The sequence below is a fragment of the Pseudoalteromonas sp. Scap25 genome, assembly GCF_013394125.1.
In the GTDB taxonomy this organism is placed as follows: Bacteria; Pseudomonadota; Gammaproteobacteria; order Enterobacterales; family Alteromonadaceae; genus Pseudoalteromonas.
In genome coordinates this window covers 914218-927767 of the sequence record NZ_CP041327.1, presented here as the reverse complement: position 1 = coordinate 927767, position 13550 = coordinate 914218, and the positions used below count along the sequence as shown (strand labels likewise).

Here is a 13550-nt window from a genome sequence, read left to right as displayed (position 1 = left end):
CCTTACGCTTTAGCTTCTACTTGGTCTTTCTTATAAGTACGAAGTACCCAAATGAATAAACCAATGATGAAGAATGCACTCGGTGGTAAGATCAATAGACCCATAGGTTGGTACCAACCACCATTTTGTACTAATGGAATAATATCAACACCGAATAGTGAACCTTTACCGAATAACTCACGAATAAAGCCAACAGTAAGTAGCACTACAGAGTAACCTAAGCCATTACCAATACCATCAAGGAAAGACATTAATGGCGGCGACTTCATTGCATAAGCTTCAGCGCGACCCATTACGATACAGTTAGTAATGATTAGACCAACGAATACTGATAACTCTTTTGCCGTAGCGTAAGAGAAAGCTTGTAGTACTTGGTCAACCACGATTACTAATGATGCAATAATCGTCATCTGTACGATGATACGTACTGATGATGGGATATGGTTACGAATAGTCGAGATAAAAAGGCTAGAGAATGCAGTTACCAAGGTCAATGCAATTGACATGATTAATGCATTTTTTAAGCTAGACGTTACCGCTAGCGCAGAACAAATACCAAGTACTTGTAATGCGATTGGGTTGTTAGCGAAAACTGGACCAAATAGGACCGCCTTCATTTCTTTAGTATCAGCCATTAGTTCAATGCTCCTTTACGTACTTTCGCAAGGAAAGGGCCAAAGCCATTTTCGCCAGTCCAAAAATCAACTGCATGGTCAACACCATTAGACGTTAATGTAGCACCTGAAAGACCGTCGATCTTATGCTCATCACCGGCTGCAGTCCCTTTAACGATTTGGATTGGTAACTCTTTACCTTCCCACGTTGCAGTCCACTGTGGGTTTTGAATTTCACCACCTAGACCAGGTGTTTCGTTATGTTTGTAGAAAATAATGTCTTTAATAGTTTCACCATCGCTTTCAAGCGAGATAAAACCGTACATTAAACCCCATAAACCATAACCCTGAATAGGAAGGATGATTGCATCAGTAGAGCCATCGTCTTTTTTAGAGATATAAACAGGCGCACGCTTGGTAATACGTTGAATACCGGCGATGTCTTTAATACCATTCTCTTTTAAAGATTTACTTAAATCAGCATCGTATTTGCTTTTTTCAAAGTCAAAATCTTCTACCGGCTCAGCAAACTCACCACTTTGCATATCAACAAAGCGGGTTTCGATTTTAGCTTCAAACGTTTCTGCAACGTTATCAACTTTGCCAATACCAGCAGCAGCTAAGATATTGCTTTGAATATCTTTTGCTTTATTTGCTTTTTGCAGAGGGCGTAGTTGTACAGATGTTAGCGATACAATAACTGCACACACTAAACATAATGAGACAACAACAGCTAGCGTTTTGCCAATTGATTCGTTATTACTAGACATTACGTGCCAACCTCCGCTTGATATTAGCTTGCACTACAAAGTGATCGAATAAAGGTGCAAACAAGTTAGCAAATAAGATTGCTAGCATGATGCCCTCTGGGTATGCAGGGTTAACAACACGGATCATGATAACCATAAAGCCAATAAGCGCACCGTATGCTAATTTACCTTTATCAGTAAATGCAGCAGATACAGGGTCAGTTGCCATAAAGAACATACCGAATGCAAAACCACCTAATACCATGTGCCAGTACCAAGGCATAGCAAACATTGCATTGGTTTCAGAACCAATGGTGTTCAGTATTGATGAGGTTACTACCATACCTAGGAATACACCTAGCACGATACGCCAAGACGCAATGCGCACGTAAATTAGGAATAAACCACCAATTAGTACAGCTAGTGTAGACGTTTCACCCATAGAACCTTGAATGAATCCGTAAAACGCATTCCACCAAAGCTCAATATCAGTCGCGTAATTTAACGTACCAGCAAACGCTTGACCAAGCATAGTCGCGCCAGAGAATGAATCTACGGCAGTCCATACTGTGTCACCTGAAATTTGTGCAGGGTATGCGAAGAATAAAAACGCACGACCAGCAAGCGCAGGGTTTAAGAAGTTACGGCCTGTACCACCAAATATTTCTTTTGCGATAACTACACCAAAAGTAATACCTAGCGCAACTTGCCATAAAGGAATCGTTGCAGGCAGAATTAATGCAAACAATACAGAAGTTACGAAGAAACCTTCATTAACTTCATGCTTACGCACAGAAGCAAATAACACTTCCCAGAAACCACCAACAATAAAGGTAGTTGCATAAATAGGTAGGAAGAAACAGGCTCCGTAGAACATTTTCGCCCCCCAGCCTGCATCAACGGTTAATTCACCGCCAAGTAACTGGAATAAACCTACTTGCCAAATATTCGCTAGCTCAAAGCCATTACCAAGTGCAATTGCAGCTTGATGGCCAATATTGAACATACCAAAGAACATGGCAGGGAACGTCGCCATCCACACTAAAATCATCATGCGTTTTAGGTCGATGTTATCACGAACGTGAGTTGAACCTTTATTTACGTAACCTGGCGTGTAAAAAATAGTCGCAGCAGCTTCATACAGCGCGTACCATTTCTCATGTTTACCACCTGGTTCAAAATGTGGTTCGATATCTTCTAAGAAAGTTTTTAAGCCCATTTTAGCCTTCCTTCTCGATCGTAGTTAAGCAATCGCGTAGGGCTGCGCCGTACTCGTATTTGCCAGGACAAACGAAGGTGCATAACGCTAAATCTTCTTCATCTAATTCAAGCGCACCTAATGAAATTGCACTGTCTAAATCACGAGACAATAAGTCACGTAATAAAAGCGTTGGCAAAATATCAAGTGGCATAACACGCTCATAGCTTCCAAGTGGAACCATGGCACGTTTTGAACCGCCTGTAGACGTTGTCATTTTAAATAAACGACTCGGTGTAAGGTGAGACAAGAATGTACGCGTTACAGAGAATTTATCACTACCTGGTGCAATCCAGCCAAACAATTCTTTTTCGCGACCTTCAAGTAATACAGATACTTGAACGTGGTAACGGCCTAAGAATGCATGAACACCAGACGACGTAGCACCTGCAAGTACAGAACCAGAAATAACACGGTTATCACCGTCTTCTAATTCACCTGCTACTAAGTCATCTAATGAAGCACCTAATTGTGTTTTCACTAAACGAGGATTCTTAACACGCGGACCTGCAAGCGAAATCACACGGTCTGTGTAAATTTCACCAGTAAGGAAAAGGTGACCATACGCAATAACGTCTTGGTAACCAATGTGCCAAACTTGCTTACTAGCAGATACTGGGTCAAGGTGATGGATATGAGTGCCAACAAGGCCAGCTGGGTGCACGCCACCAAACTCATGTACTTCTACTTGAGCAATAGGTGAACTAGGAACTTGACTGCCTGCTTGCTTACAAACAAATACTTTGCCATCGGTTAAACGTGACACAACAGCCAAACCTGCTTCAAACGCTTTCGCATTTTCAGCAATAACTACTGCAGGATCTGCAGCAAGTGGATTGGTATCGATAGCTGTCACAAAAATAGAGCTAGGATTTGCATCCAACGCCGCTATTTTACTAAATGGGCGAGCACGAAGTGCTGTCCATTGACCCGATTGAACTAGTACTTCTTTAGCTTTTTCACGGTCTAAGCTGTTAAGCTCAGTTTCCGAGAAAGAACCAAAGGTGATTTGCTCACTGCCGTTTACTTCAATAACAACAGATTGCAGAACACGTTTAGCACCGCGATTAATTTCTTTTACTGTACCAGAAGCTGGTGCAGTAAATAATACGCCGGGGTTCTTTTTATCTTCAAAAAGTACCTGGCCTTTTTTGACTTGGTCATCCACACGAACATGCATGGTTGGACGCATACCGATAAACTCTTCACCTAGCACAGCTACACGTTTGACGGCAGAACCATCATGAATAACTTGCTGAGGTGCGCCCTCTAAGGGTAAATCCAGACCTTTTTTTATATTGATCATACGCACTTGCACTACATTAACGGAAAGAAACTGAAAAATCGTACCAACCACGCCGCTATTTGTATTATTGCAAGCTATAAAATGACTCGCTATAGATACCAAACAAGCAGCGCAGTAAAAACTCCTCACATATTGCTTTGATTTTAACATTATTGTGACTGACTATGCGAGTGTATTTATGAAAATTATACGAGAGAAACGTTTATTTAGTTTTGTAATTAACAATTAATAAAATACAAGCTAGACCAAAGTGGTAAATAAACCAACAAATAGCAAATTTTTTTTCAAATCAAGGTTAAAAAACAAAAAAGTCGCACTAGGCGACTTTTTCAAAATTGCATTACTAGCTACAGATTAATCAATCATATTTGCAATTGGCGCAACAGGATTAACATCTTGCTCGTAATCAACCGTATCAATGCCAAAACCAAATAGGCGTAAAAACTCATTATGGTAGCCCACGTAATCCGTTAACTCATCAATTGAACTTGTGTCTACACTATCCCAAATAGTTTGAACACGTGCTTGAACGTCATCTTCCAGCTCTTTGTAGTTTTGGAATAAATGTCCGCCCTCATCAAAACGAGGTGAATCACCGTATAGGTTTTCATTAAATAACGCATGAATTTGCTCAATTGTGCCCTCGTAAGTGCCATCAGCCTTCATCACTTTAAATAGTGCCGAAATGTAAAGCGGCATTATTGGGATTGCCGAGCTTGCTTGGGTAACAACCGCATTAAGTGAAGAAACGTAAGCTTCGCCATTTAAATCTTGGGTAGCGGCTTTAATAGCTGCAGTGGCACGGTCTAGATCTTCTTTTGCCTTACCTATGGTTGCATGTCCATATATTGGCCAAGTTAGTTCTTTACCAATGTATGTGTAAGCCGTTGTTTTAAAGTTATCTGCTAGTACATCAGCGTCTTTAAGGGCGTCAATCCACATTTCCCAGTCTTCGCCACCCATTACTTTAATGGTGTTGTCGATATCGTCTTGGTTTGCTGCTTCAACAGTTACTTCATCAATTTCACGCTTTGACGTATTTAAGTTTTTAGTCGTTACCGCATTACCAATTGGCTTAAGTGTTGAAGAAAACACTTCCCCTGTATTTGGATCAGTACGACGAGGTGATGCTAAGCTGTAAATAATACAGTCAACTTTACCTAATTCAGCTTTAATGGTGTCGATTGTTTTTTGTTTGATTTCGTTAGAAAACGCATCACCATTAATATTTTTAGACCATAAGCCTTCAGCTTCAGCGGCTGCTTGAAATGCCGCCGTGTTATACCACCCCGCAGAGCCTGTTTTACGTTCAGTGCCTTCTTTTTCAAAGAACACACCCAATGTTTTAGCGCCACCACCAAATGCAGCGGTAATGCGAGATGCAAGGCCATAACCTGTAGACGCACCAATAACTAATACATTTTTAGGCGCATTTTTTAATGCTCCTTGCTGCTTAACATAATTAATTTGTTCTTGAACATGCTCTGCACAGCCAACTGGGTGTGCATTGGTGCAGATAAATCCGCGAATTTTAGGCTTAATGACCATTGATCATCCTATATCTTTTACAATAAAAATTAGCGCTAGTTTAAAGGCTAAAACAAAAAAAACTGATCTGATCAGTTACTCACTGCTCAAACCAATCCACTATTACCTGTTATCCAACTTTTGAGCCGCCCATGCAATTAGGTGACTGCGGCGCTTCGCCGTCGTGCTCTGTAAATTCCTCAGGAGTGTAAGTGTGCATAGCAAGCGCATGAATATGATTTGCCAGCTCATCTTTTAAAATTTCATTAATTTCACGATGACGCTGCAATAATCGCTTACCAGCGAATTCTTCACTGACTACAATCACTTTAAAGTGAGATTCAGTCCCCGCACTGTGCATATGGCTTTCGTTAATAACATTTAAATGCTTACACGCAATAGCATTTGCTAGCTTGTCACGTATTTGTTGTTGCATTGACATAAAAACCACCCTCAAAATTCAGTTATATGGTTACTATAACAACTGCGGCTACACCATGGCTAATGCTATTTAAGTAATGTAGCGAAACGTTAAACTGATCCGCGGGTGTTTAAGTGTTGTTTGTTTTGGTAGCGCATGCTGGTAATTTTGTTGGCTCTGTCCGCTCATTATTAAACAACTACCACTTTGTAATTTGATGTTAGTAATGCTGTTGCTTACTTTGTGTTTAAGTTTAAATAACCGTTCTGCACCAAGCGACACACACGCTATGGTAGGCTCAGGCCCTAGCTCAGCCTCGTCATCGCTATGCCAACCCATACAATCGTGGCCATCCCGATAATAATTAACCAAAATTGAGTTAAATGGTTGCTGTAGGTGATTTTCTAAACGTGTTCGCATGGCAAGTAATACGTCTGGCCAAGGCTCTAAGTCGAGTTTATGCCCAGAATAACCGTACTCAAGATTTTCTTCGCTGATAAAACATTGTAGCCTAGGTATTGGCCCCGTTTTACCAAACACTGTAATGTTTGGCTGTTGCCAATTTAGGTTTTGCTGCAAATAATAAAATAAATCGAGGCTTTTTTGTGCGCTAAGTACCTTACTTTGATAAGAAAAGCCATTTGGTAACAGTTGGGGGTTGGCGTTTGGCGGTTGCATGTTAGAATTTACCTATCATTTGATTACCGATCATTAAACTATTATGACTACGCAAGCTACGCTCGGCGATAACACTTTTACTCTTGAACGCTTTCCTTTGGATCAAAAAAACCGCAGCTTACAAGCGTGGGATTCAGCAGACGAATACCTTATTGACTATGTTAATGAACACTACCCTGATTGTCGCTCGTTACTGATCTTAAACGACAGTTTTGGTGCACTTAGCTGTTACTTTAGCAAGCAACAATTAACAGTTTGTTCAGTAAACGACTCATATATTAGCCATCAGGCAGCTGCTTATAACTTAGCGGAAAACAAAATCGCGACGACTGCGTTTAGCCAGCTTGATAGTTTATCGGCTCTACCTGAGCAAGTAGACCTAGTGTTGGTAAAAGTACCACGCACGTTGGCTTTTTTACAATATCAGCTATCTGAATTAAGCGAGGTGCTCGCGCCAGATACGCCAGTTATTGGTGCTGCAAAAACTAAAGACGTGCATAACTCTACTATTAAAGCATTTGAAAACTTTATTGGTGAGACGAAAACAAGTCTTGCAGTAAAAAAATCACGTTTAATTATTAGCCAAGCAGCAGGCGGTTATAAAGGCGCAGATTTCCCAGTCAGCTGGCCACTTGAAGGCACTGATTTTACAATAAGCAATCATGCAAATGTGTTTTCGCGTGATTCACTTGATATAGGTGCGCGCTTCTTTTTTAATTATTTGCCACAAACAAATAAAGCCAAAAATATTATAGATTTAGGCTGTGGTAATGGCGTGGTTGGTTTAATGACATTAGCGCGCTGCCCTAATGCTCGTATTAGCTTTGTTGATGAGTCGTATATGGCGGTTGAATCAGCTCGACTCAACATTGAATTAAACATGGAAGACAAGTTTGAACAATGTACCTTTATAGAGAATGATTGTTTAACCGACTTTGAACGTGAAAGTGCCGATATTGTATTGTGTAATCCGCCATTTCACCAAGCACAAGCGGTTACCGACCACATCGCGTGGCAAATGTTTAAACAAGCAAAAGACACATTAAAAGAAGGTGGCGAGCTGCGTATTATTGGCAATCGTCATTTAGATTATCATGACAAACTAAACCGTATGTTTGGTAACTGTACTTTATTAGGCTCTAATAAAAAGTTTGTGGTACTCAGCGCAACTAAAAATAGTGGAACGTTATAAATGAAACTCATAAAGATATTATTGAGCTGTTGTACTTTAGTGGTTTTTTCGGGATGTGCCAATCAGCCTAATCAGCTTATTCTCAATCCCGTCTATAAAAGTGGACAAATAAGCTCAATCAATAACAGCTTAAACACCAGCGTGATTGATTTACGTGGTGACAGTGCAACCTTAAAGCTTATTGAATCAAGCAAAACAAAAACCATTGCCAGCACGGGTATTACTGAGTCAGTTAAAAGTGCATTAGACAGTGCGCTTAGTCGCAATGGCGCTAGCATTTCTAATTTAGCGCAATTACGTTTTGAGTTAGATATTCACGCACTGCAAGCTGTGGTTACAGAAAAGCTAATGAGCCATACCAGTGATGCCAAGATTGAATTTGAAGTACGGGTGATTCGCCCAACCAGTAATTTCAGTAAGCGTTATAGCGGTAATGCTAATTTATCTGGACCACTTGGTCATGATAGGGCAAAAATTGAAGGTCAGCTCAATAAGTTGACTGAGCAGTTAATTACCCGCATTGTATCTGACCCTGAATTAATTGCATTTTTAGAAGGTTAATAATGAAGCAACTTTTTTTAATCTGCGTAAGCTTACTTTTTAGCGTAAATAGTTTAGCGGCACAAGAAGGCCGCTTTGTGCAAAAAGATAATATTTTCCCTCGAGTAGAAATTGTGACATCGTTGGGCAGTATTGTGGTTGAGCTAGACCGCTCAAGAGCCCCTATTACGGTCAATAACTTTTTGACTTACGTGTCTGATAAAAGCTATCAAGGCAGTGTGTTTCATCGTGTAGAACGCGATGTAGAAAATGATCGTGATTTTGTAATTCAAGGCGGTGGTTATGATAAAGATTACGATGGCCTGCATGAAAACGACCCTATTTTTAATGAAAGCGGTAACGGCTTAACTAACGATATGTATAGCATTGCTATGGCCTATCAAGATCGAGAACCACACTCAGGAACGCGTCAGTTCTTTTTTAACATGGATGACAATGACCATTTAAATCCAGGGCGAGATTGGGGATTTGCCGTGTTTGGCAGTGTTATGGAAGGTTATGAGACGCTCGATAAAATCATGGCTGTAAAAACGGGTTTTAATGACAAAATTGGCTACAACTTTGTCCCTGAAAAACCGGTTGTTATATTAAATATCAAGGTGCTTGAACAAGTTCCTTTATAACTTTTTATCAGAGCAGCTTTGGCTGCTCTTTCTATGAGCCAATGAGCCCCTATGAATAGCACACTTTCTGTTCGCGAATATTTTTCTTATTTTAAAGATAAACGTTTAATTAATGTTTTTATATTTGGAATGAGCAGTGGTTTTCCGTGGGTGTTAATTGGCTCGGTAATGTCGGCTTGGCTTAAAGATGAAGGTTTGAGTCGCAGCATGATAGGCTTATTTGGCATTGTGTTTGGTGCCTACAGTATCAATTTTTTATGGTCGCCTTTAATAGACCGCACTAAACTGCCCTTTTTGTACAACTGGCTTGGTCAGCGCCGCAGTTGGATCTTGTTTTGCCAAAGCTTTATTTTGCTTGGCACGTTACTACTTGCAGGGCTTGATCTAAAAGCAAACCTAGCGATTGCCGCCGCACTTTGCTTGCTGATCGCCATAGCCTCTGCAACGCAAGATATTGCTATAGATGCTTTTCGAATAGACACTCTTAGTGAAAATGAATCTCACAAAGCCACCGCAGCCGCCGCAATGGCTACATCAGGTTGGTGGACAGGTTATGCTTTATTAGGGGCTGTGCCCTTTTATATGGCTGATATGCCAAACATAGACTGGCCGCAGGTCTATTATTTTTTATCTGCGATTATGCTGTTATTAATTAGCTGTGTGTTTTGGGCTAAAGAACCAAAATCAAACCGTGAAGCTGTTCATGCCGAGCTAGAGCGTGTTTATCTTGAAAAGCTTGCGGCAAGCAAACAAACACCACTAACGAAAATACTCGCATGGCTGGGTGTCACCGTGGTTGACCCATTTAAAACCTTTTTTGCTAAAAATGGGGTTAAAACTGCACTAGCACTGCTGGCGTTTATTTTCTTATTTAAAATTGGTGAAGCATTTTTAGCACGAATGTCGATTGTATTTTATAAGGAAGTGGGCTTTAGTAATACCCAAATAGCAAATTACTCCAAGCTAGGCACGGGTTTAATCACTATCGTATTTGCCTTTTTAGGCAGTATTTTTAACCACAAATATGGCATAGTAAAAGGCCTATTTATAAGTGGCATCGCCATGGCTGCATCTAACTTAATGTTTTCTTGGATTGCCTTAGCAGGACCGCAGGAACACTTATATGCAATGGCAATTGTAGTTGATGGCTTTACCCAAGCTTGGTCTTTAGTGGCGATGGTTGCCTTTATATCTATGCTGTGTGACAGAGCATTTAGCGCTACTCATTATGCGCTACTAGCATCATTGGGTAACTTAGGGCGTACGTTATTATCGAGTTATAGTGGCGTAGTTATTGATGATTGGCTGATGGGGAATTGGTCATTATTTTTTGTATTAACAGCGCTTATGGTTTTACCTTCATTGATATTTTTATATCTAATTAGGCACAAACTATATTTATTAGAGCAAAATTATCATAATAGGTAATACCTAATGCATCCCTGCATTAGTATTAGCTGTAGACGTTAGGTTTAACTTTACGATTACAGCCTAAAAGCGTTAATCAGCTTTAATTAAGCTTAATGCTTCATACGGGTCAACTTCTAATGCATTGCAATAGCGAACAAACTCAATCACATCTAAGCGACGTTCTTGGTTTTCTATTTTGCCTATAAAAGAATGTGGCGTACCCAATATTTGCGCTAAGCTGCGCATTGTGTAGCCTTTTTCATGGCGCTTAGTTTTAAGCCACTTTGTTAGCTTTGCATTTTCTTCCGAAGATACGGTTTTACCCATCATATACAACTCCTACTCGTTGTTTAACTATACATATTGCAAAGTGCTCAATGCCGTCAACATTGTAAGCCCACTGAGACTAACTAAGACACAGTGTAAACGCTTACAATTTAAACAAAAAAGATTCTTAAATATGTATTAACTCTTTATTATTGTAAAAATGAAACCTTGCCCGTCTCATTCTTGGATACATTATATACCATTCACCGTTGATCTGAATGATTAATTAGTAATTCTGCGATTAAAGTCTAACAACAAATATTTACTAAGTCTGAATAAGGTTAAATATTTTATAACTTTTTTGTTTCATTTAAATATAAGCTGTTTATTATTAAGGTCTATTGACCCTAACTTAAAGAGGTTAAATCATGTTTAGACTACTCTTTTTACTGCCTATTATTTTGTGCTTAGGTTGGTACTTTTTTTTACGCCATTATGCAATTCCAATAAAACAGGGTAAAAAAGGATTTATCTATATTTTAGTTTTCTCAACGTTTGTACTTGGTTTTTTTGTGTTAATGATGCAAATAACAGAATACAGCCCAACTGAGTTATAATTTTTTTGAACATATAAAAAAACCGCTTATTAAGCGGTTTTTTTGGATAACGATATTTTTATACGCTAAAACTAGCACCACAACCACATGTAGTGGTCGCATTAGGGTTTGAGACAAAAAAACGCGCCCCCTCTAATCCTTCGGTGTAGTCAACTTCGCCATCAACTAAATATTGGATACTCATAGGGTCAATGACTAAGGTAACCCCGTTTTTAACAATTTCTAAATCGCCAGGATTCGCTTTTTCATCAAAAGTAAAACCGTATTGAAAACCTGAACACCCACCGCCTGTGACATAAACACGCAGTTTTAGATCTGGGTTTTCTTCTTCGTCGATTAACTGTTTAACACGCACAGCGGCTGCGTCGCTAAACTTAATGGGTAATTCTTCAGACATCTTATAACCCTCAATACCTTAATACTAATGCGCGAGATTATCTAATACCTGAGTGTTTTAATCAAGTATAGTTAATCCTGCTTCTACGCTCCAATGCTAACATGGCTTGTTTAGCTCACTCTGTGAATAGGTGCAGTATAAATTAAATTTAAATTAATCTGTTGTTAAAAATCTCAAGGACTTCCCTAGACTATTTTGATAAACTTGACGCCTAAAAATGCTACGGGGAAATAAAGCATGTGGCTTGAGCGACTGAGACGTCGATTAGCAAAACCAAAAACATCCGTACAATTATGCTTATTAGGCGTAAGTGCCGGATTAATTGCTGCATTTTTTATTATACTGTTCCGCTTAACCATTTTATTTTTCCAAAGTTTATTTCTAGAAACCCCTGACGATTTTACCACCCTACCCACTTTAGAACGGGTATTAATGCCTTTAGTTGCAGCGTTATTAATAGCTACATTTGCGGCTTTCACTGGCTTTAAACATTACCGCTTAGGTATTCCTTTTGTAATACACAGAATCAAGCGCCATTACGGGCAAATGCCACTGTATAACACGGTTAATCAGTTTGTTGGTGGTGCGCTGGCACTGATCAGTGGTTTTTCTGTTGGCCGCGAAGGCCCATCAGTTCACATGGGAGCAGCAGGGGCGAGCATATTAGCAAATAAATTACACTTACCTCACAACGCTATGCGTACCCTCAGTGGTTGTGGCGTTGCCGCGGGAATTGCTGCGTCGTTCAATACCCCGCTTGCTGCGGTTATTTTTGTAATGGAAGTGGTGCTCAGAGAATACAAAGTGCATATTTTTGTGCCGATAATGCTCGCAGCCGTTACCGGTGCATTAGCCACTCAATTTGTATTTGGTGAAGGCTCAGAACTTGCGCTAATAAGCATCGCCCCCTTAAGTGGGTGGCATTACCCCTATTTAATTTTGTGCGGCATGGGGCTGGGCGCGGTGGCTTATGCTTTTAATCAAAACTTAATGCTGATTATTAAAACCTTTAAACCACTAAGTATGTTTCCTCGTTTAATAATTGCAGGGTGTATTGCCAGCTTAATTGCCTATGCAGTTCCACAAGCTATGGGCTCAGGGATGAGTGCGATAACCATTGCTGTAGAGTCACCTGAAAACATGCAACTACTTACCACTATTTTAATTGCTAAGTTATTAGCCACCTTGTTTGCTATTGGCTTAGGTATTCCTGGTGGGTTAATTGGTCCGGTTATTGGACTTGGCGTTTTAACCGGCACTTTAATGGCATTTTTTGCCCAGTTTATTAGCCCAGGAACTGACATAGCTGGTACTTATGGGGTGCTCGGCATGGCAGGCTTACTAGCTGCCACATTGCACTCTCCCTTAGCGGCACTAACTACCGTGATGGAGCTGACCTCTTCACCGGAAATTATTGTACCGGCGATGATCGTCATTACCACCGCCTACGTTACAGCTTTGCAGGTGTTTGGTAACCGCTCTATATTTTTACAGCAATTAGACTTTCAGGGATTACCTTACCATGTATCTCCGGCCACTGAGGCATTACAAAAAGTAGGGGTGATGGATGACATGGATGAAGACTTTAAACTGCTCTACTCCGATGATAAAGAGCAAATAAAAAACAGTCTAGATGCCATGGACAGCCAAACACCGTTAATTGTGTTTGACGAGGAAAATGGTTATCGCCTAGCTGAATATGACTTAAGTTTAATGTCTGATCAGGCGGTCAATATAAAGTACATTAGCTTACAAGGTATCAGCAGCCAGGCCACTCTTGCAGATGCCTTTGAAATTTTAAATGATAAACGCAGTGGTGCACTTTATGTATATAACTTATTAGATAATCAACAAATTATGGGATTACTACGGTGGGATCAAATCCATCATATTCTAACCATACGTAACAGTTTACTTTAACAATAATGAG

15 protein-coding genes are annotated in these 13550 nt (G+C 40.0%); 6 read left to right on the top strand and 9 right to left on the bottom strand.

Annotated features, from left to right (window positions below; all coding sequences use genetic code 11):
* Positions 1-2: 2 nt before the first annotated feature.
* The 7 genes from FLM54_RS04230 to FLM54_RS04200 all read right to left on the bottom strand — a co-directional run bounded on the left by FLM54_RS04230 (position 3) and on the right by FLM54_RS04200 (position 6553).
* On the bottom strand, positions 3-635 hold the full coding sequence (locus FLM54_RS04230) for an NADH:ubiquinone reductase (Na(+)-transporting) subunit D (protein ID WP_006791491.1): 633 nt from the start codon (positions 633-635) through the stop codon (positions 3-5).
* A complete protein-coding gene (locus FLM54_RS04225; RefSeq protein ID WP_024601889.1) occupies positions 635-1384 on the bottom strand; it encodes a Na(+)-translocating NADH-quinone reductase subunit C in 750 nt (249 codons plus the stop codon). Before FLM54_RS04225 ends, FLM54_RS04230 begins: the two co-directional genes overlap by 1 nt.
* Positions 1377-2582, bottom strand: a complete 1206-nt coding sequence (locus FLM54_RS04220; RefSeq protein WP_008111893.1) for an NADH:ubiquinone reductase (Na(+)-transporting) subunit B — start codon at positions 2580-2582, stop codon at positions 1377-1379. Before FLM54_RS04220 ends, FLM54_RS04225 begins: the two co-directional genes overlap by 8 nt.
* A gap of 1 nt (position 2583) precedes the next feature.
* Positions 2584-3927 carry a Na(+)-translocating NADH-quinone reductase subunit A gene (locus FLM54_RS04215; protein ID WP_054202028.1) on the bottom strand — a complete coding sequence of 448 codons (1344 nt, stop codon included), beginning with the start codon at positions 3925-3927 and terminating at the stop codon, positions 2584-2586.
* A gap of 354 nt (positions 3928-4281) precedes the next feature.
* A complete protein-coding gene (fabV, locus tag FLM54_RS04210) occupies positions 4282-5475 on the bottom strand; it encodes an enoyl-ACP reductase FabV (RefSeq protein WP_010391087.1) in 1194 nt (397 codons plus the stop codon).
* Positions 5476-5584: 109 nt separating this feature from the next.
* Positions 5585-5896 (bottom strand): BolA family protein, encoded by a 312-nt coding sequence (locus FLM54_RS04205; RefSeq protein WP_010391086.1) that lies wholly within the window; start codon positions 5894-5896, stop codon positions 5585-5587.
* A 69-nt stretch (positions 5897-5965) separates the two neighbouring features.
* On the bottom strand, positions 5966-6553 hold the full coding sequence (locus tag FLM54_RS04200; protein ID WP_138605623.1) for an alpha-ketoglutarate-dependent dioxygenase AlkB family protein: 588 nt from the start codon (positions 6551-6553) through the stop codon (positions 5966-5968).
* Positions 6554-6596: 43 nt separating this feature from the next.
* On the opposite strand from FLM54_RS04200, the gene FLM54_RS04195 reads away from it, so the two are divergent.
* Genes FLM54_RS04195 through FLM54_RS04180 form a run of 4 tightly spaced genes read left to right on the top strand, consistent with a single transcriptional unit; the run spans position 6597 to position 10357 of the window.
* Positions 6597-7745, top strand: coding sequence for a methyltransferase (locus FLM54_RS04195; RefSeq protein WP_131690653.1), 1149 nt, complete (start codon positions 6597-6599; stop codon positions 7743-7745).
* Entirely contained in the window at positions 7746-8306 is a 561-nt protein-coding gene (locus tag FLM54_RS04190) for a YajG family lipoprotein (RefSeq protein WP_008111881.1), read from the top strand.
* Between the two features lie 2 nt (positions 8307-8308).
* Complete coding sequence (locus tag FLM54_RS04185; protein WP_178955357.1) at positions 8309-8929, top strand: peptidylprolyl isomerase; 621 nt, start codon at positions 8309-8311, stop codon at positions 8927-8929.
* Positions 8930-8980: 51 nt separating this feature from the next.
* Positions 8981-10357, top strand: a complete 1377-nt coding sequence (locus FLM54_RS04180) for an AmpG family muropeptide MFS transporter (RefSeq protein ID WP_138605631.1) — start codon at positions 8981-8983, stop codon at positions 10355-10357.
* A 72-nt stretch (positions 10358-10429) separates the two neighbouring features.
* Here FLM54_RS04180 and FLM54_RS04175 read toward each other — a convergent pair whose 3' ends face one another.
* On the bottom strand, positions 10430-10669 hold the full coding sequence (locus FLM54_RS04175) for a helix-turn-helix domain-containing protein (RefSeq protein ID WP_008111877.1): 240 nt from the start codon (positions 10667-10669) through the stop codon (positions 10430-10432).
* Positions 10670-11034: 365 nt separating this feature from the next.
* Between FLM54_RS04175 and FLM54_RS04170 the strand changes: the two genes are divergently transcribed.
* A complete protein-coding gene (locus FLM54_RS04170) occupies positions 11035-11223 on the top strand; it encodes a hypothetical protein (RefSeq protein WP_138605633.1) in 189 nt (62 codons plus the stop codon).
* A gap of 58 nt (positions 11224-11281) precedes the next feature.
* Here the strand turns inward: FLM54_RS04170 and erpA are convergent, their stop codons facing one another.
* The gene (gene erpA / locus FLM54_RS04165) at positions 11282-11620 is read right to left on the bottom strand and encodes an iron-sulfur cluster insertion protein ErpA (RefSeq protein WP_002958911.1); all 339 of its coding nucleotides are present in this window, start codon (positions 11618-11620) and stop codon (positions 11282-11284) included.
* A gap of 237 nt (positions 11621-11857) precedes the next feature.
* Between erpA and FLM54_RS04160 the strand changes: the two genes are divergently transcribed.
* On the top strand, positions 11858-13540 hold the full coding sequence (locus tag FLM54_RS04160) for a chloride channel protein (RefSeq protein ID WP_010391078.1): 1683 nt from the start codon (positions 11858-11860) through the stop codon (positions 13538-13540).
* The last annotated feature ends 10 nt before the right edge of the window (positions 13541-13550 follow it).

Bases quoted from the DNA above. Each gene is read 5' to 3' on its own strand.
- FLM54_RS04195 (WP_131690653.1), top strand. From the start codon at position 6,597: ATGACTACGCAAGCTACGCTCGGCGATAACACTTTTACTCTTGAACGC.
- FLM54_RS04170 (WP_138605633.1), top strand. From the start codon at position 11,035: ATGTTTAGACTACTCTTTTTACTGCCTATTATTTTGTGCTTAGGTTGG.
- FLM54_RS04205 (WP_010391086.1), bottom strand. From the start codon at position 5,896: ATGTCAATGCAACAACAAATACGTGACAAGCTAGCAAATGCTATTGCG.
- FLM54_RS04220 (WP_008111893.1), bottom strand. From the start codon at position 2,582: ATGGGCTTAAAAACTTTCTTAGAAGATATCGAACCACATTTTGAACCA.
- FLM54_RS04200 (WP_138605623.1), bottom strand. From the start codon at position 6,553: ATGCAACCGCCAAACGCCAACCCCCAACTGTTACCAAATGGCTTTTCT.
- FLM54_RS04180 (WP_138605631.1), top strand. From the start codon at position 8,981: ATGAATAGCACACTTTCTGTTCGCGAATATTTTTCTTATTTTAAAGAT.
- fabV (WP_010391087.1), bottom strand. From the start codon at position 5,475: ATGGTCATTAAGCCTAAAATTCGCGGATTTATCTGCACCAATGCACAC.
- erpA (WP_002958911.1), bottom strand. From the start codon at position 11,620: ATGTCTGAAGAATTACCCATTAAGTTTAGCGACGCAGCCGCTGTGCGT.
- FLM54_RS04215 (WP_054202028.1), bottom strand. From the start codon at position 3,927: ATGATCAATATAAAAAAAGGTCTGGATTTACCCTTAGAGGGCGCACCT.
- FLM54_RS04190 (WP_008111881.1), top strand. From the start codon at position 7,746: ATGAAACTCATAAAGATATTATTGAGCTGTTGTACTTTAGTGGTTTTT.
- FLM54_RS04160 (WP_010391078.1), top strand. From the start codon at position 11,858: ATGTGGCTTGAGCGACTGAGACGTCGATTAGCAAAACCAAAAACATCC.
- FLM54_RS04185 (WP_178955357.1), top strand. From the start codon at position 8,309: ATGAAGCAACTTTTTTTAATCTGCGTAAGCTTACTTTTTAGCGTAAAT.
- FLM54_RS04175 (WP_008111877.1), bottom strand. From the start codon at position 10,669: ATGATGGGTAAAACCGTATCTTCGGAAGAAAATGCAAAGCTAACAAAG.
- FLM54_RS04230 (WP_006791491.1), bottom strand. From the start codon at position 635: ATGGCTGATACTAAAGAAATGAAGGCGGTCCTATTTGGTCCAGTTTTC.
- FLM54_RS04225 (WP_024601889.1), bottom strand. From the start codon at position 1,384: ATGTCTAGTAATAACGAATCAATTGGCAAAACGCTAGCTGTTGTTGTC.